Origin of the sequence: Candidatus Pelagibacter sp. HIMB1509 (assembly GCF_052047855.1) — a bacterium.
Lineage (GTDB): Bacteria > Pseudomonadota > Alphaproteobacteria > Pelagibacterales > Pelagibacteraceae > Pelagibacter.
This window is the reverse complement of record NZ_JBNAIU010000001.1, coordinates 277,138-303,410: the sequence shown is the minus strand read 5'-3', so window position 1 is coordinate 303,410 and position 26,273 is coordinate 277,138. Positions and strand designations below refer to the sequence as shown.

The following is a 26,273-nucleotide window of genomic DNA, read 5'->3' as shown; positions in this document are numbered from 1 at the left end:
TTAAAGGTTTATTGCAATTTTGAAATTATCGCGTCGCCCATTTGCGAAGTAGATACTTCTTTCATACCCTCAGAAAGGATATCTTTCGTTCTTAGACCATCATTTAACACAGCTTGTACTGCATTTTCTAAAGCATCAGCTTCATTATCAAGATCTAAAGAATATCTTAAAGCCATTGCAAAACTTAATACTGTTGCAATTGGATTTGCTAGCCCTTTTCCTGCAATATCAGGAGCTGAACCATGTATGGGTTCATACATTGCTCTCATTTCACCATCTTTATTTTTTGCACCTAAAGATGCAGAAGGTAATAATCCTAAAGATCCTGTTAACATTGAAGCTTGATCTGAAAGCATATCACCAAATAAATTATCAGTAACAATTACGTCAAATTGTTTTGGATTTCTAAGTAATTGCATTGCACAGTTATCTGCAAGCATATGGCTTAACTCAACATCTTTGTATTCTTTTTCATGAAGTTCCTGAACTTCTTCTTTCCATAGTTGTCCAGCTTCCATTACATTAGATTTCTCACAAGAGGTAACTTTGTTTGATCTTTTTCTAGCAAGATCAAAAGCAACTCTTGCAACTCTAGTAATTTCACTAGTAGTGTAAGTATGAGTGTTTATTCCTTTTCTTTCACCATTTTCTATTGGTTTAATACCTCTTGGTTCACCAAAATAAATTCCACCTGTTAATTCTCTTACAATCATTATATCTAAACCAGAAACCACCTCTGGTTTAAGTGTTGATGCGCCAACTAATTGTTCAAAACATATTGCAGGTCTCAAATTTGCAAATAATTTTAATTCTTTTCTTAATTTTAATAAAGCTCTCTCAGGTTTTTTTGAAAACTCAATATTATCCCACTTGGGTCCTCCCACTGCACCAAGCATAACAACTTCACTCTCTAAAGCTTTATAAAAAACTTCATCTGTTATTGGAGTACCGTGTTTATCGTAAGAACATCCACCAGCAAGATCTTCATCTATTTCAAAGTCTAAGGATTTTTTATCATTGAACCAGTTAATTATTTTTTTAACTTCTCCAATTACTTCAGGTCCAATACCATCTCCTGGTAATAATAGAATTTTTCTTTTTTTAACTTTAATCATTAAAAATCCAAGGTTTTTTATCTTTTAATTGATTTTCAAAATTTTGAATTTTGTCAGATTTTTTTAAAGAAAGAGCAATGTCATCTAATCCTTCTAACAAACATTTTTTCTTAAATGGATCGATTTCAAATTTAATTTCATTGTTTCCATAAATAATTTTTTGATCATTTAAGTCTACAGAAATTTCCTCTTTTCTATTTGCGTATTCAGAAAGTTCTTTTATTTTTTCTTCTTCGAGAATTATTGGTAAAATTCCATTTTTAAAACAATTACTATAAAAAATATCAGCATAACTTGAACTAATCACACAAGTAATTCCAAAATCTAACAATGCCCATGGAGCATGCTCTCTTGATGAACCACATCCAAAATTGTTTCCTGCAATTAAAATTTTTGAGTTATTAAATGGTTCCTGATTTAATACAAAATCATTAATTTCTTTTCCATTATCGTCATATCTCATTTCAAAAAACAAATTTTTTCCAAGTCCAGTTCTTTTTATTGTTTTTAAAAATTGCTTAGGAATAATCATATCTGTATCGATATTTACGATTGGTAAATAAGCTGGAATACTTTTTAATGTATTAAATTTTTGCATTTAATTTTGATACTTTCTTACATCATCTAAATTACCAGAGATTGCAGCTGCAGCTGCCATCCCAGGGCTTACTAGATGGGTTCTGCCGCCTCTTCCCTGTCTTCCTTCAAAGTTTCTGTTTGAAGTAGATGCACATCTTTCCTCTGGTTTTAATTTATCTGCATTCATTGCTAAACACATAGAACAGCCTGGCTCTCTCCATTCAAATCCTGAATTTAGAAATATTTTATCTAAACCTTCTTGCTCAGCTTGTTCTTTAACTAATCCTGACCCGGGAACTACAATAGCATTTACATGAGATGATATTTTTTTGTCCTTTAAGATTTTGGCAGCTTCCCTTAAATCTTCAATTCTTCCGTTTGTACAGCTTCCAATAAATACTTTATCTATCTTGATATCAGTTGCTGCCATATCAGGTGTTAATCCCATATATTTTAGTGCTCTTTCAATTGAGTTCTTTTTATCCTCATCTTTTTCATTTTGAGGATTTGGTACTTTTCCATCGATTGTAATTACATCTTGAGGTGAAGTCCCCCAAGTAATCATTGGTAAAATATCATTTGCATTAAGATTTATTTCTTTATCAAAACTTGCATCAGCATCTGTTTTCAAACTGTTCCAATATTCCAATGCCTTTTCCCAATTTTCTCCTTTTGGAGACATGGGTTTACCTTTTAAATATTCAAATATTTTTTCATCTGGAGCAATTAATCCAGCTCTTGCACCACCCTCAATGGTCATATTGCAAATAGTCATTCTCTGTTCAACACTCAAAGATCTTATTAAATCTCCAGCATATTCAACTACACAACCTGTTCCTCCTGCAGTACCAATCTTGCCAATGATTTGAAGTATTACATCTTTAGATGTTACTCCTAAAGGAAGTGCTCCATTAACATTAATTCTAAAATTTTTTGCTTTCTTTTGAACGAGTGTTTGCGTTGCTAAAACATGTTCAACTTCAGATGTTCCGATACCAAAAGCTAATGATCCAAAAGCACCATGAGTTGCGGTATGACTATCTCCACATACAATAACTGTTCCTGGTTGAGTAAAACCTTGTTCTGGTCCAATAATATGAACAATTCCTTGTCGTTTATCATCCATACCAAAAAGCTGTACACCAAATTCCTTACAATTTGATTCTAATGTATCGACTTGTATTTTAGATTCCTGATCTGCTATCCCTTTGGTTCTATCTGTCGTTGGAACATTATGATCAGCAACAGCTAAAGTTAAATTAGGATGACGAACTTTTCTATTTGAATTTCTTAAACCTTCAAAAGCTTGTGGACTAGTAACTTCATGAATTAAGTGTCTATCGACAAACAATAAAGCTGTTCCATCTTCTTGCTGATCTACTAAATGATCATTCCAAATTTTATCGTAAAGAGTAGTGGACATTGAAAAAAAAATTATTTTTTTTCTGAAGTACTTTCTGTTGATTGTTCGGCAGTAGCTTCTTCTGTCTTAGGGGCTTCTTCTTTTGGAGCTTCTGCAGCTGGTGCTGCTTCTACTTTAGGAGCCTCTTCCTTTGGAGCTTCTGTTGGTGGTGCTACATTTTCTTCAGTAACTGTTTCAGGTTTTGCATCAACATCAATACCAATTTTTTTTCTGATTTTTTCTGCAATCCTTGCTGATTTACCTGTTCTATCTCTTAGATAGTATAATTTTGCTCTTCTTACTTTTCCTGATCTAATAACTTTAATTGAGTCAATTAGAGTTCCATAAAGTGGAAATGTTCTTTCAACACCTTCACCAAAAGAAATTTTTCTAACTGTGAAAGACGAGTTTAAATCTCTGCTTTTTTTTGCAATACAAACGCCTTCAAAATATTGAATTCTCTCTTTTTTTCCCTCTGTAATTCTAACACCTACTTTAACTACATCTCCAGGGTAGAATTCAGGTATCTTTTTTTCTGAAAGTATTTTTTTAACGTTATGTTGATTTATCTCTTCAATTGTTTTCATAGTTATATTTATCAAATTAATTCTTCTTATATTTTTCCCATAAATCTGGTCTTCGGACGCGTGTTATAGCCTCAGATTGAGATAAACGCCAGTGTTTAATTTTACTGTGATCTCCTGACAAAAGTACTTCTGGAACCGCTTTTTCCTCCCAAATTTGAGGTTTTGTGAACTGAGGATACTCTAATAATCCATTTTCAAAACTTTCGTTTACCGTAGAATTCTCATTTCCCAGAACACCGGGTAAAAGTCTCAAAATACTATCAATCACCACAAATGCTGCTGACTCTCCTCCTGATAAAATAAAGTCTCCAATACTAACTTCTTCTATATTTCGCGTGCTTAACACTCTTTCATCAACTCCTTCGAAGTGTCCACAAATTATCGAAACCGATTTTTCCTTTGATAGTTCTTTGGCATAATTTTGATCAAATTTTTTTCCTCTTGGAGATAAATATAATATTTTTTCTCCCTCATTTTTATTTTGATCTAATGATTTTGCTAATACATCAGCTTTCATCAACATACCTGAACCACCTCCATAAGGAGTATCATCTACAGTTTTGTGTTTATCATCAGCAGCATCTCTAATGTTTACTACTTTTAAATTCCAAATATTTTTAGACATTGCTTTTCCATATAGACCTTTAGACAAAGGACCAGGAAAAATATCTGGATAAAGTGTAAACACTTGAGCTTGCCACATAAATTATACTTAATTTATTTTTTTTCCTCAGCTGGAGCTTCCTCTTTAGGAGCCTCTGCTGCTGGAGCTGCTTCTGCTTTAGGTGCTTCTTCCTTTGGAGCCTCTGCTGCTGGAGCTGCTTCTGCTTTAGGTGCTTCTTCCTTTGGAGCCTCTGCTGCTGGAGCTGCTTCTGCTTTAGGTGCTTCTGCACCATCTTCCTCTTTTTTATTTCTTTCTTTTTTAGGAACAGCTTTATTTGGATTATTTCCAGCTGCTGGCATAGGGATTAAATCATTTTCACCTAAAATTCTTGCAACTCTTGTTGTTGGTTTAGCGCCTTGACCTAGCCAATATTTAATTCTTTCAGCTTCAAGACCTACTCTCTCTTTTTTATCTTTAGGAAGTAATGGGTTAAAAAAACCAACTTTTTCTATAAATCTTCCATCTCTTGGGAAACGACTGTCAGCTACAACAACTTTGTAAACTGGTCTCTTTTTAGAGCCTCCCCTTGATAATCTAAGTTTTAACATTTGTTCTCCTTATTTTATTATTTTAGTTTATTAAATAGCTCTGGTGGTATCCCTTGATCAGACATACCTTTCAGATTTCCTTTTGACATCTTTTTCATCATTTCAGACATCATTTTAAATTGCTTAAGCAATTTATTGATAGTGGCTGGATCTGTGCCAGAGCCATTAGCAATTCTTTTTTTTCTTGAACCATCAATTACTTTTGGATTCTCTCTCTCTTTTTTTGTCATTGATAAAATGATAGCTTCGTTTTTTGTTATAATACTTTCGTCAATCCCTGCTGAATCCATTTGAGATTTAATTTTAGATACCCCTGGCATAAAAGACATGATCCCCTCAATGCCTCCCATTTTTTTCATCTGTCTTAATTGAGAAAGGTAATCTTCCATAGAGAATTGACCCTTTTTTAAATTTTCTTCAGCTTTTTTAATGTTCTCTTCACCTAAATCTTGAGCAGCTTTTTCTACAAGAGAAACAATGTCTCCCATTCCTAAAATTCTATTAGCTATTCTATCTGGATGAAATACCTCAAAATTTTCTATTTTTTCACCTATACCCAAAAATTTTATTGGAACATTTGATACATATTTCATACTCACGGCAGCTCCACCTCTCGCATCACCATCAGCTCTAGTTAATATTATTCCAGATAAGTTAACTGTGTTTTTGAACTCTTTTGCAACTGAAGCAGCAACTTGACCTGTAAGAGAGTCTGCTACTAGAAAAGTTTCTGCTGGATTAATTATGCTCTCAATTTGTTTAATCTCGCTCATCATTTGTAAATCAATTTGAGTTCTTCCAGCTGTATCAAACAAAATTATATCTGCTCCATTTAGATTTGCTGCACTCATGGCTCTTTGGCAAATATCAGTTGGTTGCTGACCTTCAATAATTGGAAGTGTCAAAATATTATTCTGTTCACCTAAAGATCTAAGCTGTTCTTGTGCTGCTGGCCTATAAATGTCCAAACTGACCATCATCACTTTTTTCTTTTTATTATCCTCTAAATATTTAGCTAATTTTGCAGTAGAAGTTGTCTTACCCGAACCCTGCAAACCAACCATCATCATAGGAACTGGTGGTACAGCATTTAAATTTATGTCTGCATTGCTAGAACCTAGTAGGTTTACTAGCTCATCGTAGACAATTTTTACAACCATATCTCCAGGAGAAGTTGATCTTATGATTTCTTGTCCTAAAGCTTTAGGTTTTACGTTTTCAATAAATTCTTTTGCAACATCTAAAGAAACATCTGCCTCAAGCAATGCCTGCCTAATGCTTCTCAAACCCTCATCTACCTGAGCTTCATTCAGAGAGGGTGCTTTTTTTAAAGAAGAAAAGATTTCTTCAAATTTATTTGTTAAATTTTCAAACATATATTTTTTTGTTACGCATAGCAGTAACGCACTAGTGGGCGAACTCTCGCTGACTAGTGTCGATCTCTTTGTTTCCAAAGACACCGCAAAGTTAATGTTTTTGCGGAAACGGCAACAACCTATAATAGAGGTTCAAAAAGTCAATAAATAAGTTAAATATCTAATTATGAATATTAAAGCATTTAAAATGGACGGTTTAGGCAATGATTTTGTAATTATTGATAATAGAGAAAAAATTACAAATCTTACCAAAGACCAAATAATTAAAATTTGTGACAGAAACTTTGTAGGATGCGATCAACTTATATTAATTAATAAAGACCAAAATTTCGATGCTTCAATAGAATTTTTTAATTCTGATGGTGGGGTTTCTGGTGCATGTGGAAATGGTACAAGGTGCGTTGCTGAGCTATTAGGAAAAGAAAAAAATAAAGACACCATTATATTAACGACTTTATCTGGCCATTTAAAATCTCAAATTTTAGGAGAAAAATTAGTATCTACTGAAATTGGTTTGGGCAGAACTAAATGGAATGAAATTCCATTATCTGAAAAATTAGAAACTAAAAACTTAAATATTAAAATTGTTGATTCAAATAATAACGAATTTTTTGGAGGAACGGCTGTTAATGTGGGAAATCCTCATATAATTTTTTTTGTGGAAGACAACGAACAATTCGAAATAGAAAAAATTGGCCCAGAAATAGAAAACCACAAACTATTTCCAGAAAAATGTAATGTCACAATAGCTACAATAGTAAACAAAGAGTTAATAAAAGTAAAAGTTTGGGAAAGAGGAGCTGGTTTGACAAAAGCATGTGGAACTGCAGCTTGTGCTACTGCCTATGCTGCTAAGAAAGCAGGACTTGTTAGCGATAAGGTTAATATCGAATTTTCTACTGGAAGATTAACGATATCCATAGATAAAAACAATAGTATACACATGAAAGGTCCTGTTTCTGATATAAAAGAAATCGATATAGAAATTTAATGGGAATTTTTGAAAAATTTAAATCAGGATTTAAAAAAAGTGCTTCAGCTTTTACATCAGGCTTAAGAGATATAGTTGTCAAAAAAGAAATTGATGACAAAACTTTAGACAGAATTGAAGATTATTTAATTCAGTCAGACGTTGGAGTGGCTTCTGCTTCAGAAATTAGAGAAATAATCTCAAAAACAAAAATAGATCCAAACAAAGATTTAACTGCTGAGATAAATAATATTCTTAAAGACTACATTATCTCAGTTATGAAACCTTTAGAAAATAATGAATTTTTTAAAAATAAAGAAAAACTTAATGCCATTTTAGTATCTGGAGTTAACGGTGTTGGTAAAACAACAACTATTGGGAAAATTAGTAAAATATTAAAAGAAAATGGAAATAAGGTTATGTTGGCAGCATCAGATACATTTAGAGCTGCTGCTATAGAGCAATTAGAAAATTGGGCAAAAAAAATTAATGTTGAAATTACAAAATCTTCACAAGGATCCGATCCTGCATCTGTAGCCTATAAGGCAATAGAAACTTCTATATCAAACAATTTTAATCAAGTTTTAATTGATACTGCCGGAAGACTACAAAATAAAAAAAACCTAATGGAAGAATATAAAAAAATAGCAAACGTTACAAAAAAAATAGATGAAAGTGCACCTCATGATGTGATTTTAGTTTTAGATGCAACTTCAGGTCAAAACGTTTTAAATCAAGTTGAAGAATTTAATAAAATTATCCCAATTACAGGTCTAGTTATGACAAAATTAGATGGAACGGCTAAGGGAGGAATACTTCTGGCTGTAGCCAAAAAGTATAAAATACCAATTATTGCACTTGGTTTAGGGGAAAAAGAAGATGATCTGCAAATTTTTGAGGCTGAAAAATTTGCTGATGCGTTTACACAAATTACTTAATTAAAGTACTTGATATTAAAGGTTTATAGAAACTACATCTATAATTATCTTTAAATTTGTAGTGTCCACAATCTTTTGCAATAGAGGAAATAATGAAATCAAATTTTCCATTAGTTGGATATAAATCTAATTTCTTTTCAACAATATCATATTTGAAATTTACTTTTAAACTTTTAACAGCACTAATCATGACCAATGTTTTGTTATCCTTTAATAGATAATAAGCAAAATCATCTGGAAAAACTGGAAAATTATATTCCTTTAAAAAATTTTTTGCTTTTCTTGGAAACCATTCATAAGAAATCAATGGTGATGATACTTCTGTTTTATAATCATATATATAGAGATCTTTAGGGTAATCATTGATGTAATTACTTACTTCCCCTTTTGCTAATATAGCCTTTTCTCTTGGTTTAAAATACAAAGCAAAATTTTCATCATGCGAGTTCATTTGATCAATAAAAAATAAATTTTCAATTGAAGACAAATTTTCTTTAGAAAAAGAAGTTCCTGAAATAAGAAAAGTCAAAAAAATATAAATGAATAATTTTTTCATGGTTAGAAATTAATTAGAATTTTTGGAATAAAATTGTTTTGATTGTGGCTTAATTTAAACTTTTTATAAATGAACCTAGTTGGAAAACCATATTATTATCAAATTCCATCATATGATCGTCATGTTTGGTAAAATAAGAGGACTTTGGATCATTTGCTAAATCAAACATCTTCTTTCCCATTGAAAAAGGAACAATTTGATCTTTTTCGCCATGCATAACTAAAACTGGAATATTAATATTTTTTATTTTTTCATCATTTTTATATTTATCTTTCAATATTAGAGAGACAGGAATGTATGGATAAAAATTCTTAGCTGCAGCAATCATTGAAGTGAAAGGTGTTTCTAAAATTAAACCAGCATATTTTTTATTTTGAGAAACCTCAGTTGCAATTCCTGTGCCAAGTGACTCTCCATAAATGATTAAATCACTGTCACTCAAACCTTTATTTTTAAGCCAGTTAATTGCGCTTTTTCCATCCTCATATAAAGCATTTTCAGATGGTTTTCCTAAATTTCCACTAAATCCACGCCAAGCGATAATTAAAAAATTTACATCCATATTTTTAAAATGATTTAATTTATGAATTCTATTTTCTAGGCTTCCTGCATTTCCGTGAAAATAAACAATGGTCTTAAATTTATTCAAATCTTTTTTATGAAACCATCCTAAAAGGCTAATGTTATCTGCTGTTTGAATTTGAACTTTTTCTATTTCTACTTCTATTTTATCCCCTGAATAATTATTTTCCTGGGGATGATACATTAGATTTCTTTGAAATATAAAAAGATAAGCTAGTAAAATAAGATATATAACGAAGATCCAAATTATAATTTGCAAAATTAACTTCCTAGGTTTTGGTATCATAATTTTTCTTTGCTAAGTAAACTCCAACAAAAACAAGAGCAGTACCAATATAATGAAATGTTTCTAAATTTTCATCAAACAATATAAATCCGTATATTGCAGCATAGATAGTAAATACATACAAAGTAAAACCAGTAAGTGAAGCTCCTAAGCTTTCTTGAGCTTTAGTATATAAAGTAAATGCTATAATTCCTGGTGAAACCGCTGCAAATATAGTCCACAATAAAAAATCAGAATTAAATATAGTTTGTTCAAAATAAATTTCTTCTGCCAAATAAAATGGAAATAAACTTACTGCACCAAAAAAAGATATCATGGAAAATCTAGTAAAAATCGATAATTGAGATTTCCAGTAAAATAAATAAATCGAATACAAGGCCCAGCCAATCGCAGCTGCCAACATCCATAAATCTCCAATGGTGAAATTTAAATTTAAAAGTAAATTTAAATCTCCTTTAATAATAATTGCTAAAACTCCAACTAAACATGAAATCAAACCAATAATTTTTAATAAATTAATTTTCTCTTTAAAAAATATTGCAGAAATCATAATTATAAAAATAGGAGATGAGGTATAAATAATTCCCATATTTGTAACAGTTGTCGTTTTACCTGCTAAAAAAGGAAAAGCCCCACAAACTCCACATCCCATTGCTCCTAGAAAAAATAATTTTGAGTATTCATTTTTAATAACTTTGAAATTTTTTTTTAATGATGAATATGTGAAAGGTAAGAGAATTAAAAATACAAACGTCCACCTCCAAAAAGCTAATGAAATTGGGGGCACAAACTCAACACCACCTCTAGCAACAATTAAATTAGATGCCATAAATATTGGTTGAATAAATAAAAGAGATAAAGCTAATAAATTTTTATTTTGATTAGACAATTGTATATTAAGAAAAATTATTTTTTATCGAAAAACGCTTCGTAAACCATCATAAAGATTGCTCCACCCATCAAAATATAAACAGGAAGAACATCAAAAAATCCAATCATAGATGATCTAGTCAACGTTGTTGCAAGTCCTACTAAAAAAGCAATTGCAAGAAGAGAACCTAAAAATGTTGTAAATTTTTGCATTTAATTATTACATTCCTTTTCTAACCAATTAGCAACACCTAAAAATCTTTGATCATCATATTTTGCACCAATTAATTGTACACCTAAAGGTAAATTGTTTTCACCTTGAAGTATAGGTAATGATATACAAGGTGTACCTAAATAAGACCAGACCTTGTTAAATTCTGCTGTTCCTGTGCTTTTTAAACCTTTCAGTGCTACTCCGGGACTAGATGGAGATAAAACTCCATGATAATCCTCAAAAACTTCCTTATAAGATTCATAACTTCTTTTCATAAAATCTATAGCTTCTGCATATTCTTTTGCCGAATGTTTATTACCTTTTGAAATTGCATCTTGCATATACTTAGATAATTTTTTCTTATACTTTTTGTAATAAAGGGAAAAATTATTAGCTAAATCTGTCTCATGAATTATTTGATGGTATTTATGGATATCTTTAAAATAAGAAGGTGTATCAAAAACTTCAATATTTTTTTTGAATGATTTTATAAAATATTCAAAAGCTTCTCTTGATTTTTTTCCTAGAAGTTTCCAATGATCAGTTTTGTAAAAAATAAATTTAGGATCAAACAAAGGTCCTTTTTTTGTTTCTGCTAACATTTCATCACTAGAATAATGAATTGTTGCTTTATCATAATTATCTTTTTTGATTAAAATTTTAGCAAGAAGAGCTACATCTTCCACTGATCTTCCAAAAACACCAATGTGATCTAATTTTTCAGAAGTTTTTAGAACACCATTTCTACTAATCAATCCATAAGAAGGTTTATAGCCAACAACCCCACAATATGATGCTGGTCTTATAACTGAACCACCTGTTTGAGATCCAATTGCAAGTGGAGCCATAAAAGAAGCTACAGCAGCAGCAGATCCACTAGATGAGCCACCTGGAGTTCTAGAATAATCATGTGGATTTGTAGTTTTTGAAGGACCTAAAAATGCCAACTCAGATGTTGCTGTTTTGCCCATCACAATTGCACCAGCAGAAATTAATAAATCAACTATTTCAGCATTTTGAGAATATGATTTACCTTTTCTAATTGATGTCCCACATTCTGTTGGCATATCAACAGTTCCGACAATATCTTTTACTGCAACAGGAATTCCATGAAGTGGTCCAAGAGGTTTGCCTGACTTTCTATACTCGTCAGCCTCAGCTGCTTTTTCTAATAAAAGTTTTTTATCAAAGTGTGCCCACGCTTTTACATCTTTTTCAAATTTATTTACTCTATCAATATAAATTTGGCACAATTCTACAGAAGTAATTTGAGCATCTTTAATTTTTACAGCAAGTTCTTCAACTTTTAATGAAAAAACATCTGTCATTTTTTTTTATTGTGCAAATAAAGTTTCAGGTAACCAAAGTGCTATTCCTGGGAACATATACATTAAAAACATTGCAAAAATTACAATTGCTAAGAAAGGCATTATTCCTCTAAATATATCCAAGAGTTCTACATTAGATTTTTGAACTCCTTTTAAATAATAGGCTGACATCGCCATTGGTGGAGTTAAGAAAGAAGTTTGCAAATTTAAAGCAATTAACATTGCAAAGAAATATGGATTAACACCAAATACCTCTAACAATGGCAAGAATATTGGAACAAAAATAATCAAAATTTCAGTCCATTCTAAAGGCCATCCTAAAAGGAAAATAATTATTTGAGTGATAATTAAAAACTGCCATGTAGTAATATTTATAGAAGTAAAGAAATGTTCAAATACTTCGTGACCGCCTAAATAAGAAAATACTGATGAAAAAGTCCAGGAACCAATAAACAACCACATGATCATTGCAGTTGTCTTAGCAGTTAAAAACACAGACTCTTTAAAGTTTTGCCATTTAAGTGTTTTATAAAACCAAGATAAAAGAATTGCTCCAAAAGCTCCTGCTGCTGCAGCTTCTGCTGGAGTTGCAATACCTGCTAAAATAGTTCCTAAAACAAGCATAATTAAACCAAAAAGTGGAACGAAAGAAACTAAAACTTCTTTTAGAATTTCACCAGTTGGAGGAATATCTTCTTTAGGAGGTCTAGGAGCAATTGATGGATTTAACCATGCTCTAAATACTGCATATGCAATATAAAGCCCTGCTAAAAGTAAACCTGGAAATATTGCTGCTGCAAAAAGTCTTAAGGGCGATAGTTGGGCTATTACCGAATAAACAATAAGCATAATACTCGGTGGAATTAAAATTCCTAAACATCCACCAGCACAAATAATTCCTGATGCAAATTTTTTATCATATCCTGCCTTAACCATAGCTGGCCAAGCTAACAGACCCATCAAAGTTACAACGGCACCAATAATTCCTGTTGCTGTAGAAAATAATGTACAAGTAATTAATGCAGCTACCGCCATTGAAGCCGGAAGCCTGTGTGCAGCCAATCTAATTGCAAAAAATAATTTTGCTACAATTCCTGCTCTTTCAACAAGGTAGCCCATGAATAAAAATAAAGGTACAGCAGTAAGAACATTGTTATCCATTACTGTGTAAGTGTTTTGAACAAACAGTTGGAATATACGATTATCAAAAATGTGCTCCATCATTGTTGCATCGTAATAAGCAAAATATCCAAACCCAATTCCCATAGCCATTAGAGTGAAAGCAATCGGGAAACCTAAGAGAACTGCAAATAAAAACATACCCATCATCAAAATTGCAATTTCTGGATTTGTTAAACTAAATAACATTTTTTTCGTCCTCTTCCTGAGCTGTTCTCATTAAAACTTGTTCTGTTTCTTCAGCAACAACCATTCTTGCTGGCCATTGTCCTGTTTGAATACAAATAATAGATCTAAATACTTCACTAATACCTTGAATAATTAATAAAATACCTGCAGCAGGTATCATCGATTTAACCATATAAATTTGGATTTGAGCTGGACTACTCCAACTAGTCTCTTTTATTTTCCAAGCAAGCGCTGCATACTCATATCCGTAAAAGGCTAACGCAATCACTCCAGGGAAAAAGAAAATAAAGTATAAAACTAAATCAATCCAAGCCTGAGTTCTTTGACTAAACAATCTATAAATAACATCTCCTCTTACATGTGATTCAGTTGCTAAACAATAAGCTCCTGACATCATTAGAATTGCACCATACATCTGCATACTAAAATCAAAATTCCAAAGTGTGGGAGAATTAAAAACATAAGCCATTACTACTTCATAAACAGTTCCCCCCATCAAAACTACGATGCACCAAGAAAAAGCTTTTCCCATCGATGTGCTAAGAGTATCTGCAAATTGAATAAATGACTTCATATAAAAGAAATATATTAAAATACGTGTAAAAAAAAGGGGGTTTTTCAACCCCCTTTAAATTTATTTAAAAGTTAATTAGATTTTAACTTTTTCAATTGGACCAAACTCATTTTCATAAGCTAATTTGTAGTTCGGTTGATTCATCAACAGATACTTCATTGTTCTCTTAGCGTATGCTTTTTGTGAGTCTACTACTTTTTTGAAGAAAGCATCTTTAGCAGAAAACTCTCCAACAACTTTGTCCCAACCTTTTAATTGTTCAGCTAGGATAGCATCAGACGTTTGGTAAACATTAACCTTATGCTCATTCATCAACTTAGCAAGGTCACTTGAATATCTAACCAATGCTTTAAAGTAGTTATCTGAGTTTGCAGCATATGCAGCATTTCTCAAGATAGCTTGATGTTCAGGTGAAAGGCTATTTAGTCTCTTAGTATTAATCGGCACTTCGAACATTTCCTGAGATTGATGGAAACTTCCTAAGTGATAGTGTTTAGAGACATCTTGCATTCCAAACTGTGAGTCTGATGTAGGGTTGTTAAACTCTGCAGCATCAATCAAACCAGTTTTCATCGCTGGTTGGATTTCACCACCTGGTAACTGTCTTACAACCATTCCCATAGCAGTTAAAACGTTAGTCGCAAGACCAACTGTTCTATACTTCATACCTTTAACATCAGATACTTTAGTTACATTCTTTTTGAACCAACCAAAAGGCTGAGCAGGCATAGGCATATGGAAGAAACCAGTGTAGTCAAATCCTACGCTTTTTACAGCTTCTTCATATAATGCTCTACCTCCACCATACTCCATCCATCCCATTACTTCTTGAGATGACATTCCGTATGAAGGACCTGTTCCAAAAAGTGATGCAGCAGGGTTTTTTCCATACCAGTATGCAGTCACCCAGTGACCCATATCTACTACTCCAGAACTAACTGCTTGACCAATTTCAGAAGTTTTTACAACTGCTCCAACTGGTTGCACATCAATTTTTAGTGAGCCACCTGACATATCGCTAACCATTTTCGCATAGTCTGTTGCCATTTCAAAAAAGATGTTAGCACCTGATGGCCATGCAGCTTGCATCTTTAATACTGTAGCGTGACCACCTGCAGTTGCGATATTCGGCATTGCAACTGTAGCTGCAGCTGCAGCACCAGCTGTAGCAGCGGCCTTAAAGAACTTACGTCTTGAAGAAATTTTATTCTTCAATGATTTTTTTTCTTTAATCATTATTTCTCCTATTTATTTTTAGTTAATTAACCGTCGCGCATCTAATCATAATCATTCTAAAGAGTCTAAACCTATTAAAATTAAAAAACCTAGAATTCTCGCGAAAAAAAGAAATAATTAAATAAATAATTCAATTAATAATTGTATGATGGGAAAAAAGCTAAAGTTGCCCAATGTGATACCCAATCAGACTTTAGCTTTAAATTTTGAATAAAGTTTGATTTAAAAATATTAACAGCACTCAACAAATAAACTCTATCACGCACAATTCTTATTTGTCCTTCGCCATTTGGCTTCGTTTTTATAATTTCTTGATTAAAAATTTCCTTATTTTTTGTAAAAATTTTTATCTGAAAATTTCCAAGAGGTTTTCCATTATTTAGCAGTTTAAATTTAAAAAACTCATTTCTTTTATCAAAGGGTGAGTTTAGTGCGATTAATTCAAAATCTAATTTTGAACTTTGCTGAAAAAAATCATTAGAATTGGAGATTAAAATTTTTGAAAATCTTTTATAATTTTCTGTTGGCAACTTGTTTGCATTGTAGCTAGATAAAATATCAAGAAAATCTTGTTCTTTAACAAAGTTTTCAAACTTTTCAATATTATCATATTTTAAAAAAATATATTTTGTCTCATAATTAATTACGTTAAAAAAATTGTTATCAAGTTTTAATTGTATAGCTGGAAAATCACCATCTCTTTGCTCAATATTTTTAATTATATTGTTATTGTCTAAATATAATTTTTCTTTTTCTTTACTGTAAAACCCAAAAGGTGTTCCATTAAAATTTTGACCCACCATAATATCTATCAAAGTTTTATCACCTGTATTTGAATTCTTTTCTAGCCATGACTCATGTGCTAGTAGTTCTTTATTTGATAATAAAATAAAAAAAATAATAAGAAAAAAAAATATTATGCCTTCTCTAAAAAATATATTTTTAAAAGGAATTATCATTTATTTTTCGTTTATAAGTTTTATTTTCGCACATGAGCTTAGACCCAACATAGCAAATTTAGATATAACAAAAAATGAAAAAACAACTTACGCAATACTTAATTTAAAAGTTAATCTTGAAGCTATTATTGCAGGAATTGACCCTGGACATTCAAATACAAAAGACTCTAATCAATCTGAAAAATACGACGAATATCGAAAATTAAATCCTGAAAAATTATTAGAAAAATTTTATGAAAAATTTGATAATTTCAATAACGAAATTTATTTAATTAAAGACTTAAACAAATATTTTGGAACAGTTGAAAAAATAACAATTCCTCCCATTGGAGATTTGGAAGTTATAAGAGATAGCATCATTGAAATAAATTTTAAGAATTTGCAAGACGAAAAATATCAAATCCATTGGAATAAAAACTTTGGGTCACTAATACTTCGTGTTAATTCAATTGATCAGGGTGAGCTACATACTGAAATAATTGAGAGCAATCTTTCTTCAACCTTTAATATTAATAAAAATCAATCAAGTGTTTTTAAAACTATTACAGACTATGTTATTATTGGATTTGAACATATTCTGCCTAAAGGCTTAGACCATATACTTTTTGTTTTAGCTTTATTTTTATTATCCACAAAATTTAAACCACTAATTCTTCAAGTTACAATTTTTACAATAGCTCACTCAATAACATTAATTCTTGGTGTGCTGGGTATCGTAAATATTTCACCAAGTGTTGTTGAGCCGATAATTGCTATTTCAATATCATATGTAGCTTTTGAAAATTTATTTACTAACAAGATTAACAAAGCAAGACCATTTGTAATTTTTATATTTGGTCTTCTACATGGCTTAGGTTTTGCGGGAGTTCTGGCAGAAATAGGAGTGCCCGAATATCTTTTTTTAACAAGTTTGATATCTTTTAATATTGGAGTGGAATTGGGACAAATTGCTGTAATTTTAATTGCTTATTTAATCCTAGCGTTACCGTTTAAAAAACAAAATTGGTACAATAAAGTAATAACGAAAACTCTATCACTAATAATAGCTTTTATTGGATTGTATTGGTTTATTGAAAGAATTTTTTAATTTCTTTAATAAATATTAAATGACTAGGAAATATAACTATAAGTTAAATCAACTTGTTGTTTTCATAAATACAGCATTTTTCTGCTGGTATATGAAGTTTAATTTTTTCACCTGAAATTTCAGTTTCTCTATTAACTTTAGATTTAATTTCAAAATTATCCATTCTTGCAGTAATCAATTTATAATTACCAAAATCTTCAACCTTTTGAATATTAACATCAACAAGATTTTCACTTTGATTTTTTGCAATTTTAATAAACTCAGATCTAATTCCTAATTTTATATTTTTACTTTTTAAGTTAGACAAATTTGTATTCGTCTTAATAATCGTGTTATTTATTTTAACAGTATTTTCCGAAGTTGCTTCACTATCAAATAAATTCATAGCAGGTGAACCAATAAAGTAACCAACAAAAGTTGTATTAGGTCTTTCAAATAATTCTTTAGGCGAACCTGTTTGCACAACTTCTCCTTCACTCATCACAATTATATTATCTGCAAATGTCATGGCTTCGTTTTGATCATGTGTTACATAAACTAAAGTAGTTTTATATTGTTCGTTTATTTCTTTTAGATTTCTTCTCAATCTAAATTTTAAATCAGGATCAATAACAGTCAAAGGCTCGTCCATTAAAACCGCTGCAACATCTTCTCTAACCAAACCTCTTCCTAAAGATATCAATTGTTTTTGATCTGCTGTTAATTTTCGTGCAGGAGAGTTTAAAAAAGATTTTAAATTTAAAGTTTCTGCAACAGAATTAACTCTTTCATCTATTTTGGCTTTTGAAAAATCTCTACACTTTAGGGGAAAAGCAAGATTTTCAAAAACTGTCATGGTGTTATAAATTACTGGAAACTGAAAAACTTGAGCAATATTTCTTTCTTCTGTTTTTAAATCTGTAACATCCTTATCATCAAACAATATCTTTCCAGCTGATGGTCTTACTAATCCAGAAACAATATTTAACATTGTTGTTTTTCCACATCCAGAAGGACCTAGGATTGCATATCTATTACCATTCTCCCAAGTCATCGAAAATGGATTTAATGCATAAACTGGATTTGGATCATTAGGGTTATAGGAATGTGAGATATTACTTAAATCAATCTTAGCCATTGTTTCCTCCAAATGGTGAGGATACTAATTTGCCATCAGCACCAAATGCATAAGCTCTATCTATTTTAAAATCTATTTTAATCTTGTCATGAATTTTAAAGTTCAAAACTTCTTCTATAGAAATAATAATTTTTATACTTCCTCTTTTTAAATGGAGTAAAGTTTCAGAACCACTAATTTCAGCTAGCTCAACCTCAAATTCATGGCCATTTTCATTAAGTTCAATATCCGAAGATCTTAAACCAATTTTTAGTCCACTCTCAGTTAACTTTGATAAATGATTAGGTGCATTAATTTCAATACCTTCAAATCTTATTTGATCATTAGATATCTCTGCTTCTATTATATTCATAGGTGGGTCGTTAGAAATTTCAGCAACCTTTAATGAGCTTGGGTTCTCAAATATTTCTTTTGCTGGGCCTACTTGTAAGACTTTACCTTCATCTAAAACAATTACCTCGCCATTTAATTCCATAGTTTCTCTTGGATCTGTAGTAGAATAAATTAAAATAGTTTCATCAGCTAAACCCTTTGAAAATAAATTCTTAAATTCTTCTCTAAGCTGTTCTCTCAATTTGTAATCTAAATTAACTAAAGGCTCATCTAACAATAATATTTTTGCATTTTTAACTAATGATCTTGCTAAAGAAACACGTTGTTGCTGACCACCAGATAGCTCCTGAATTTTTCTGTTTTCATAGCCAACTAACCCAACTGATTTTAGAGATTCCATGACTTTATTTTTGATTTCTTCATTATCAATTTTTCTTTGTCTCAGTGGAAAAGCAATATTTTCAAATACATTTAAATGAGGATAATTAATAAATTGTTGATACACCATAGCTACATTTCTTTGCCAAACTGGAACCTTTAAAAAATCCTTACCATCAAATTGAATAGCACCACTATCTGGAGTTAAAAGTCCAGCTATAGTTTTTAATAAAGTTGTTTTACCTGATAAAGTTCTTCCAAGAATTGTGTATAAATTCCCCTCTTTAAAATTAAAGGACACTTCGTTTAGATGATACTCTTCACTTGGTTTATAGGTTAAGTTATTAGCAATTAAGTTCATTATTTAATTGCTCCTGATAGATTTCCTTTAGATAAATATCTCTCGACTATAAACGCCACTATAATTAATGGTGCAACAGAAACTAGAGCAGATGCTGACAAACTCCACCATGGAGTAACGGATGAGTTCAGAGCAACAATTTTAACTGGTAACAACTGTACCTCAGTGAAAGTTAAAATGAACGCAAAGAAAAAATCTATCCATCCAAAAATAATACAAAACATACCAGCAACAATTAATCCTGGTATTGAGTTAGGTAGCACCACTTTTAAGAAAGCTTGATAAGGATTACATCCATCAATCAAAGCTGTTTCATCAATTTCTCTTGGAACTTTATTAAAAAAATCAACCATAATCCAAACTGCAATAGGCATCAGTAAAACAATATAAACTACAATCAATCCTACGAGGCTATCTAATAAATTAATTGAACTTAGAAATAAGAAAAATGGAATTGATAAAACAATTGGCGGCATAATTCTTTGAGAAATAAAGAAAAATGTAATGTCATTATTTTTTACAAAACCTGCTTTAAAGGTGTATCTGGATAAAGCATAAGCTGACAATGTGCCAAGAATTATACTAATTAAACTTGCAGTACAGGTTACAAATAAACTATTGAAATAAGGTTCTACTATATCAACTCCACCTTTAGCTGGAGATTTTATCAAAACTTTCCAACCCTCTAAATTAGGTTCAAAATCTACCCATGGTATATAAGTAACTCCCCCATTTACAGATTGAAAATCTTTAAACGATGTAGTTAACGCCCAAAGAAAAGGTGCAACAACAAAGACTGCCCAAAAGACAATAAAAAAATATTTTAAAAATGTATAAAGCTTGCTCATAATTTATTCTTTTAAAAGTAATTTAGTTAAAACCTTTGCAATAATTGTTAAACTTATGATCATAATAATTAGATAAGTGAAAGACATCGAGGCTGCATATCCCATTTGAAACTCTCTTAACCCTTTTATAAAAATATAAAAACTTGACGTTTCTGTAGAGGTGCCTGGCCCTCCTGATGTTAGGACATAAACAGTATCCATAATTTTTGATGCCTCAATTAATCTAATAATTATTGCGCCAATTGATATAGGCGCCATTAGTGGAAAAGTTACATAAATAAATTTTCTTACTGGACTAGCTCCATCAATTGCAGCAGCTAAAAATGGTTCTTTAGGTAATGACAATAAACCCGCTAATAAAAGTAGAAACATAAACGGTGTCCACTGCCAAACCTCAACTATAATTACTGTAAATTTAGCTAAGGCTGGATCTGTTAACCATTTCGGAGATAAACCAAAATTAGATAAGATATCATTAACTGGTCCTAAAGATTCATGAAAAAAAGTTCTCCAAATAACAGTCATGATAACAGGAGTTGTCATCATTGGTACTAAAAATAAAACTCTAAAAAATCTTTTAAATTTAATGTCTTTCCAAACCATATGTGCAAGAGCAAATCCAATGACATACTGGAGAATTACTGTTGTAACAGACAAAAAACTTAATCTAAAAAAAGATTCCCAAAATCTTGGGTCATCAGTAAAAAGTCGTATATAGTTTTCTATACCTATAAAATCTAAACCTGGATTATAACTATTCCATCCAGATAAACTTAATCGAACTACAAAAATTATTGGAAAAATTAAAATTCCAATAAGCACAAATAGACCTGGAAACAGAAAGAAATATTTATGCTTAAAGTTCATTTATAAAGTTGGATTATATTATTTTTTTTATATGTGGCCATTTTAATAAATGGCCACATAAATTAAGTATTATTATAGTTGGTTGTCTTCCATTTTAACACCAACAGCGTAGGCATCTCTTACTGCTTTTTTACCTACTCTGCTTACAATTGCTTCCCACTCTTTAGCAACTTCGTCTAATGCTTCTTGAGGAGACAATTGTCCTGCTAAAGCTTTAGAAGTTCCTGTAGCAACAGCACTTGTAAACTCAAATACACCTGGAACTCTTAGAGGGAAAACTCTATTTTGACTTTTCTCCATATCTAAAAGTGTTTGAGTGTAACTGTTAGCGATCTCTGGATCCCAACCCATACTATTAATATAAATATTAGGGTCAAAGTCAGAGTTTTTGAAAGGGTTAACACCAAATCTACCAATTGCTAAGTCAGCTTGGTGGTTTGCTCCGTTTGAGAAAAAGCAAAGATAATCAAACGCCATATCTTTTACTTTACTTTTCTTAGCAACACCAACTGCCCAACCCCAAACAATATATGGAGCTTGGTTGTATTGGTTTTCCCAGCTATTTGAAACTCTGTTCCAAACTTTGTTAGCACCTGGAAGAGGAGCTGCACCTACTTTGTTTTTAATAGGGCTATCATCCTGCATCGCTGCAATAAATGCATCATCCCATGAAAAACTAAATAAAGTTTGTCCACCACCAAATGATCCGATTTCGTCACCTAGACCAAAGTTAGTTCCCCCTGGAGGAACATATTTAGTAGCTTCAACCCAATCAGTTAAAGCTTCAACGAAACCTGGATTATTAATGTTTGGTTTCATAGTTTCTAAATCAAAAAAGAAACCACCTGGAGTTCTTGGATTTTTAGCATATGCAACTGATCTGCTGAAAAAAGCTGCGAACATTAAGTCATCTTTTTTCATAACTTCTGCTGAACCATATTCTAACTCACCATCTCCGTCCCAGTCCCAACCATTAAAGAATTTTGCCATCTCAGCATATTCTTTCCAAGTTGTTGGAACTTTTAGATCTTTTCCTGTTTCTGCTTTATATTTTTTTTGCATTTCAGGATTGTCAATGACGTCTTTTCTATATTTTAGATAGTGTCTATCACCATCAACTGGATACTGGTACATAGTTCCATCCCAAGATGATACACCCATATGAGATTTGGTTACGTCTTTCATCTCTGTTGAGTTCATATACTTCTTAGGAACTGGTGCTAAATATCTTTTCCAGTCATTGATAAAGTTAGAAAATCCAAACACAATATCGTAAGGTGCTTGTCCAGCTTGAAAAGGAACCATTGCTTTAGAATACAAATCACCTGCTGGTGTATGAGTAACTTCAACTTTAGCTCCAGTTAATTTTTCAAACTGTTCAGCATGAAGAGCTGTTGGCTCTCCCATTACTGGAATTGCGTGAGTATTTATTTTAAGAGTTTTTCCTTTATAATTTTTCTTAGACATCTCTTCATAAGAACAATCACCTGGAATATCTCCTGTTGCCTTGATATGTGGGAATTGATCACTCCACTTATCAGCATATGCCATAGGGCTAAATATCATCATGCTTGATATTACAGCCGTTAAGCAGGTTTTTATTATTTTCATTATCACCTCTCTTTTTTTTTTACGGAACTAAAACAGCTCGTCCCTTAACCTTACCGTCGTTAAGATCATGAAGCGCTTTATTAGCATCGTCTAAACTATACTCCTGCATAGAGAGCTTAACTTTACCTCTGTCAGCTAACTCCATTAATTCATATAATTCAGACCACGTTCCCACTAAATTACCTACAATTGTTTTCTCAGAAATAATTAAATCAACTGCAAGTGATTTAATTTCTTCTCCATATCCAACTATGTAGTAAAAACCACCATTAGAAGTCATTTGAATTCCCATGGCAGTAGATCCTTTTTCACCTACGAAATCAATTACAGCTTCAGAACCTTTTCCTTTTGTTAGTTCTTGAACTTTTTCAATTTCGTTTCCATCAATTAAAACTCCGTGGTCACCACCAAGTTCCATTGCATGTTTCAATGCTGTTTCAGATTTTTCAACAATAATAATATCTGCTGCACACATAGCTTTTAAACATTGAATAGCGATGTGACCTAAACCTCCTGCACCAATAATTGTACAGCTCTGACCAGGTAGCAAATGTCTTGTTGCTTTTTTTACCACTCTATAAGCTGTAAGACCTGCATCTGAAAAAGGTGCAACATCTTTAGGCGCTAATACTTTTGGAAGTTTAATTAGATTTCTAACGCTAGTTTTTAATAGTTCAGCGTAGCCACCTTCTTTAATACTTAATCCAGGAAATGCGCCTGCTTCAGCATGCATATCATTACCTCTTCTACAATCTAAACAAGTTCCTCCTGTTCCAGAAATAAGTGGGTGTAATATTACAGGATCACCCTTTTTAAATTCAGTAACGTCTGAACCTACATCCTCTACCCAACCAGCATTTTCATGTCCCATTACACATGGTAATAATTTTCCATCTGGATCTTGGATGTGTTTCCATACTCCTTCAATAATATGTAAATCAGTTCTGCAAACTCCCGCAGCACCAATTTTAACTATAACGTCTGACGCCTTTTCAATTTTAGGATCTGGCATCTCCTCACCTGTGACCCAGACCTTTTCTTTCATTTCAGGGTCATATTTATGCAAAACCTGTGCTTTCATTATTATCTCTCCTTTAATATTTAAGTAACACTATTAAAATTCTGATATAGAATGGAGTCAACGGCATCTTTATGTGTACAAAAAGTTAACAATTACAACCTGTGGTTGGTTGTTGTATCTAGAAAAACAAATAAACTTTTAAAATGTCAAACTTAAGTCACTCAAACAGCGAACTTAGAAATATCCTACGCAAAAGGAATATGAGCTCTTATGAAATGGGAAAAGATATTAATGAAAGTTGGTTGAGATGTATCAGTGAAGGCCTTGATCCGTTTAATGATCCTAAACAAAGTGTAATTTCATCAATAGAACTAAAAGAAATAAAAGAGCAAAATGAAACTATCAGAAGAATAATTATTCCTGAACTAGAACTTTTATATTCCCAAATAGCAGGAACAAATTTTATGGTGGCTTACTCAGATGAGAAAGGATTAGTCTTGGATACAATTTATGACAAATCTTGTTTACAAACTGACGTTGGTAAAACAGTAATACCAGGTTCAATTTGGGCAGAAAAAATTTGTGGAACAAACGGTCTTGGATTATCTGTTGAACTAAAAAAACCAACTATCGTTTCAGGTAAAGAACACTTTTTTACTGCTCATGAAAATATTTCGTGCTTTGCAAGTCCAATAATAAATTATGACGGTAAAATTATTGGTATTATTGATGCCTCAACAGATTCGATGTCCAGAGAACAACATACGCTAGCTTTAGTAAGACTTGCAACTAGAAGTATCGAAACCAAATTGTTTATTAAAAAATTTGAAAACGAATTAATTATTTCTTTTCACCCAAGACAAGAATATCTAACTACAACTAGTGTTGGGATGCTGGCAATAAATGGGGATGGATTAATTGTGGGTGCAAACAACAATGCAAAAATTATGCTTAACGGACTAGTTGACTTGAAAAATGAAAATTTTAATAAAATTTTTACAACTTCATTTTCATCAATTGCATCAGATATCTTAAATAATAAAACTCTAAAGATAACAGATCATTTAGGTTCATCTGTTTTTGTGGTCAAAAGTCAAAATTTTAAAGAAAGTAAATTTATAGAAACTGGCAAACAAAACAAAACTTACGCTTGTAAAAATTGTGAGGATACAAAAATTAAAAGAGAAAAATGTATCTTAATTAGATCAACTTTTACTGAGACTAATAATATTTCTGCAGCATCAAGAAAATTGGGTGTATCTAGAACTACAATTTATAAACATCTAAATTAATTATTTTTTAATAAAAAATATAAATAAGAAGTTAATGACGTAATTAGTACAAAAGTCATTGCTAATTGAAATGAAACAATTTCAGAGTAGTTTAAACTTAATCCTAAATCTATAATAAGCCCAATTATCCATTGCAGAAAGAAGGCACCTGTAAATATCAATAGATTATAAGAAGTTAAAGCTTTACCTGCATTAGAAACAGAAAAAGCCATTCCAACAGCTGGCTGGATTAAGGACAAAAATACAGCTGAAACTATAAATAATGCCCAATGAATTGACTCTGTATTTGGACCTAGATAAATAATTACACCCAATACCAATAAACTTAATGGTGAACCATATTTCAACAATCTGATTGCACCATTAACGTTCTTTGAAAATTTTGGAACAAAATATCCCCATATTAAAAATGATAGCAGCATAAAAAAATAAATTAAAAATAACCCTTTTGCACTTTCCTCTGGTGTATACCCAGATACTTTTACCATCCAAGGACCAGCCCATAGTGTTTGGATAGCAAATAATCCTCCAGTGCTAAAAAAACCCATTGGAATAACACTTCTGAAGAATTGATTTTGCCAAACTATACTCAATTTTGCATCATCGTTTTTCTGATTACCTTTTGAAGTCCACTGAGGGATAAAAATAATTATCAAAATTATACAAACCAAAGTTATGAAAGCTAAAAGCAAAAATATATTTCTCCAACCAATTATAGGTAAGAAAAATTGAACTGGTAAACTTGATGACAACATACCAATTGCACCAACCATTAACATCCATGAGTTTGCACGTTGTTGGGTTTCATCTTGATACCAAATCCGATAAGCTGTCAAAGGCCCCATTAAACAAGCTCCAACACCAACTCCTATAATTATTCTAGATACTAAAAGAGTTAAAAAATTCTGAGCGAAAGCAAATATTAATAAACCAACAATGGTTAATGACAAAAAGTATGAAACAATTTTTCTTGGACCTCTCATGTCTAGCATATAGCCTAAAGGGATTTGTACACTTGCGAATCCTAGAAAATATCCGCCACCTAATAATCCAAGCTCTCCTGCAGAAAGATTAAATTCATTTACTAATTCAGGTGAAATTGTTGCAGTTATTGCTCTTAAGAGAGTAGAAATAAAATATCCTAAAGCAAAAACTAAAAAAATTATAATAGCTTTCGATTTAGCTAGAACAGGTTTATTCATTAAA

The 26,273-nt window shown here is 31.5% G+C and carries 27 protein-coding genes; 4 read left to right on the top strand and 23 right to left on the bottom strand.

The genetic code is table 11. The features are described 5' to 3' along the window. Positions 1-8: 8 nt before the first annotated feature. Genes leuB through ffh form a run of 7 tightly spaced genes read right to left on the bottom strand, consistent with a single transcriptional unit; the run spans position 9 to position 6,271 of the window. Positions 9-1,115, bottom strand: a complete 1,107-nt coding sequence (gene leuB / locus ACTTBO_RS01585) for a 3-isopropylmalate dehydrogenase (RefSeq protein ID WP_440613683.1) — start codon at positions 1,113-1,115, stop codon at positions 9-11. After that, positions 1,108-1,713 carry a 3-isopropylmalate dehydratase small subunit gene (leuD, locus tag ACTTBO_RS01580; RefSeq protein WP_440655950.1) on the bottom strand — a complete coding sequence of 202 codons (606 nt, stop codon included), beginning with the start codon at positions 1,711-1,713 and terminating at the stop codon, positions 1,108-1,110. Before leuD ends, leuB begins: the two co-directional genes overlap by 8 nt. Beyond that, the gene (leuC, locus tag ACTTBO_RS01575) at positions 1,714-3,117 is read right to left on the bottom strand and encodes a 3-isopropylmalate dehydratase large subunit (RefSeq protein ID WP_440655948.1); all 1,404 of its coding nucleotides are present in this window, start codon (positions 3,115-3,117) and stop codon (positions 1,714-1,716) included. 11 nt (positions 3,118-3,128) lie between these two features. Beyond that, positions 3,129-3,683, bottom strand: a complete 555-nt coding sequence (gene rplS, locus ACTTBO_RS01570; RefSeq protein ID WP_262589909.1) for a 50S ribosomal protein L19 — start codon at positions 3,681-3,683, stop codon at positions 3,129-3,131. Positions 3,684-3,699: 16 nt separating this feature from the next. Next, positions 3,700-4,386, bottom strand: a complete 687-nt coding sequence (gene trmD, locus ACTTBO_RS01565; RefSeq protein WP_440619077.1) for a tRNA (guanosine(37)-N1)-methyltransferase TrmD — start codon at positions 4,384-4,386, stop codon at positions 3,700-3,702. Positions 4,387-4,400: 14 nt separating this feature from the next. Continuing rightward, positions 4,401-4,895: a 30S ribosomal protein S16 gene (rpsP, locus tag ACTTBO_RS01560; RefSeq protein WP_440655946.1), complete on the bottom strand. Its 495-nt coding sequence runs from the start codon at positions 4,893-4,895 to the stop codon at positions 4,401-4,403. 17 nt (positions 4,896-4,912) lie between these two features. Further along, positions 4,913-6,271, bottom strand: coding sequence for a signal recognition particle protein (ffh, locus tag ACTTBO_RS01555; RefSeq protein ID WP_440655944.1), 1,359 nt, complete (start codon positions 6,269-6,271; stop codon positions 4,913-4,915). 166 nt (positions 6,272-6,437) lie between these two features. Here ffh and dapF point away from each other — a divergent pair, with 166 nt between their 5' ends. Together dapF and ftsY are read left to right on the top strand one after the other, a co-directional pair. Further along, positions 6,438-7,262 (top strand): diaminopimelate epimerase, encoded by an 825-nt coding sequence (gene dapF, locus ACTTBO_RS01550; RefSeq protein WP_440655942.1) that lies wholly within the window; start codon positions 6,438-6,440, stop codon positions 7,260-7,262. Beyond that, entirely contained in the window at positions 7,262-8,179 is a 918-nt protein-coding gene (ftsY, locus tag ACTTBO_RS01545) for a signal recognition particle-docking protein FtsY (protein WP_428078914.1), read from the top strand. The genes dapF and ftsY overlap by 1 nt, the downstream gene beginning before the upstream one ends. Here the strand turns inward: ftsY and ACTTBO_RS01540 are convergent. The 9 genes from ACTTBO_RS01540 to ACTTBO_RS01500 all read right to left on the bottom strand — a co-directional run bounded on the left by ACTTBO_RS01540 (position 8,172) and on the right by ACTTBO_RS01500 (position 16,152). Further along, on the bottom strand, positions 8,172-8,735 hold the full coding sequence (locus ACTTBO_RS01540; RefSeq protein ID WP_440655940.1) for a hypothetical protein: 564 nt from the start codon (positions 8,733-8,735) through the stop codon (positions 8,172-8,174). The two genes, ftsY and ACTTBO_RS01540, sit on opposite strands and share 8 nt — an antisense overlap. Before the next feature lie 49 nt (positions 8,736-8,784). Further along, the gene (locus tag ACTTBO_RS01535) at positions 8,785-9,501 is read right to left on the bottom strand and encodes an alpha/beta hydrolase (protein ID WP_440655938.1); all 717 of its coding nucleotides are present in this window, start codon (positions 9,499-9,501) and stop codon (positions 8,785-8,787) included. An 85-nt stretch (positions 9,502-9,586) separates the two neighbouring features. Further along, entirely contained in the window at positions 9,587-10,492 is a 906-nt protein-coding gene (locus tag ACTTBO_RS01530; protein WP_440655936.1) for a DMT family transporter, read from the bottom strand. A gap of 17 nt (positions 10,493-10,509) precedes the next feature. Beyond that, entirely contained in the window at positions 10,510-10,686 is a 177-nt protein-coding gene (locus ACTTBO_RS01525) for a hypothetical protein (protein ID WP_179850415.1), read from the bottom strand. Next, complete coding sequence (locus ACTTBO_RS01520; RefSeq protein WP_440655934.1) at positions 10,687-12,015, bottom strand: amidase; 1,329 nt, start codon at positions 12,013-12,015, stop codon at positions 10,687-10,689. A gap of 6 nt (positions 12,016-12,021) precedes the next feature. Next, positions 12,022-13,383, bottom strand: a complete 1,362-nt coding sequence (locus tag ACTTBO_RS01515) for a TRAP transporter large permease (protein ID WP_440633104.1) — start codon at positions 13,381-13,383, stop codon at positions 12,022-12,024. Continuing rightward, a complete protein-coding gene (locus tag ACTTBO_RS01510; protein WP_440655932.1) occupies positions 13,373-13,957 on the bottom strand; it encodes a TRAP transporter small permease subunit in 585 nt (194 codons plus the stop codon). Before ACTTBO_RS01510 ends, ACTTBO_RS01515 begins: the two co-directional genes overlap by 11 nt. Positions 13,958-14,032: 75 nt before the next feature. Continuing rightward, a complete protein-coding gene (locus ACTTBO_RS01505; protein ID WP_440655930.1) occupies positions 14,033-15,193 on the bottom strand; it encodes a TRAP transporter substrate-binding protein in 1,161 nt (386 codons plus the stop codon). Between the two features lie 134 nt (positions 15,194-15,327). Continuing rightward, positions 15,328-16,152 carry a DUF4198 domain-containing protein gene (locus ACTTBO_RS01500; RefSeq protein ID WP_440655928.1) on the bottom strand — a complete coding sequence of 275 codons (825 nt, stop codon included), beginning with the start codon at positions 16,150-16,152 and terminating at the stop codon, positions 15,328-15,330. Between ACTTBO_RS01500 and ACTTBO_RS01495 the strand changes: the two genes are divergently transcribed. Next, positions 16,112-17,239 carry a HupE/UreJ family protein gene (locus ACTTBO_RS01495; RefSeq protein WP_440655926.1) on the top strand — a complete coding sequence of 376 codons (1,128 nt, stop codon included), beginning with the start codon at positions 16,112-16,114 and terminating at the stop codon, positions 17,237-17,239. The two genes, ACTTBO_RS01500 and ACTTBO_RS01495, sit on opposite strands and share 41 nt — an antisense overlap. A 43-nt stretch (positions 17,240-17,282) precedes the next feature. Here the strand turns inward: ACTTBO_RS01495 and ACTTBO_RS01490 are convergent, their stop codons facing one another. The 6 genes from ACTTBO_RS01490 to ACTTBO_RS01465 form a co-directional block, all read right to left on the bottom strand. Beyond that, positions 17,283-18,356, bottom strand: coding sequence for an ABC transporter ATP-binding protein (locus ACTTBO_RS01490; protein ID WP_440655924.1), 1,074 nt, complete (start codon positions 18,354-18,356; stop codon positions 17,283-17,285). Continuing rightward, positions 18,349-19,428 (bottom strand): ABC transporter ATP-binding protein, encoded by a 1,080-nt coding sequence (locus tag ACTTBO_RS01485; RefSeq protein ID WP_440655922.1) that lies wholly within the window; start codon positions 19,426-19,428, stop codon positions 18,349-18,351. The genes ACTTBO_RS01490 and ACTTBO_RS01485 overlap by 8 nt, the downstream gene beginning before the upstream one ends. After that, positions 19,428-20,276 carry a carbohydrate ABC transporter permease gene (locus tag ACTTBO_RS01480; protein ID WP_075505838.1) on the bottom strand — a complete coding sequence of 283 codons (849 nt, stop codon included), beginning with the start codon at positions 20,274-20,276 and terminating at the stop codon, positions 19,428-19,430. The genes ACTTBO_RS01485 and ACTTBO_RS01480 overlap by 1 nt, the downstream gene beginning before the upstream one ends. 3 nt (positions 20,277-20,279) lie before the next feature. Then, positions 20,280-21,143: a carbohydrate ABC transporter permease gene (locus ACTTBO_RS01475; protein WP_075505839.1), complete on the bottom strand. Its 864-nt coding sequence runs from the start codon at positions 21,141-21,143 to the stop codon at positions 20,280-20,282. A gap of 72 nt (positions 21,144-21,215) precedes the next feature. After that, on the bottom strand, positions 21,216-22,754 hold the full coding sequence (locus ACTTBO_RS01470; protein WP_440635396.1) for an extracellular solute-binding protein: 1,539 nt from the start codon (positions 22,752-22,754) through the stop codon (positions 21,216-21,218). Between the two features lie 19 nt (positions 22,755-22,773). After that, a complete protein-coding gene (locus ACTTBO_RS01465; protein WP_440655920.1) occupies positions 22,774-23,835 on the bottom strand; it encodes an NAD(P)-dependent alcohol dehydrogenase in 1,062 nt (353 codons plus the stop codon). A gap of 200 nt (positions 23,836-24,035) precedes the next feature. On the opposite strand from ACTTBO_RS01465, the gene ACTTBO_RS01460 reads away from it, so the two are divergent. Next, on the top strand, positions 24,036-25,067 hold the full coding sequence (locus tag ACTTBO_RS01460; protein WP_440655918.1) for a GAF domain-containing protein: 1,032 nt from the start codon (positions 24,036-24,038) through the stop codon (positions 25,065-25,067). On the opposite strand, the gene ACTTBO_RS01455 is transcribed toward ACTTBO_RS01460, so the two are convergent. Then, positions 25,064-26,269 carry an MFS transporter gene (locus ACTTBO_RS01455; protein WP_440655916.1) on the bottom strand — a complete coding sequence of 402 codons (1,206 nt, stop codon included), beginning with the start codon at positions 26,267-26,269 and terminating at the stop codon, positions 25,064-25,066. The two genes, ACTTBO_RS01460 and ACTTBO_RS01455, sit on opposite strands and share 4 nt — an antisense overlap. Positions 26,270-26,273 lie beyond the last annotated feature (4 nt).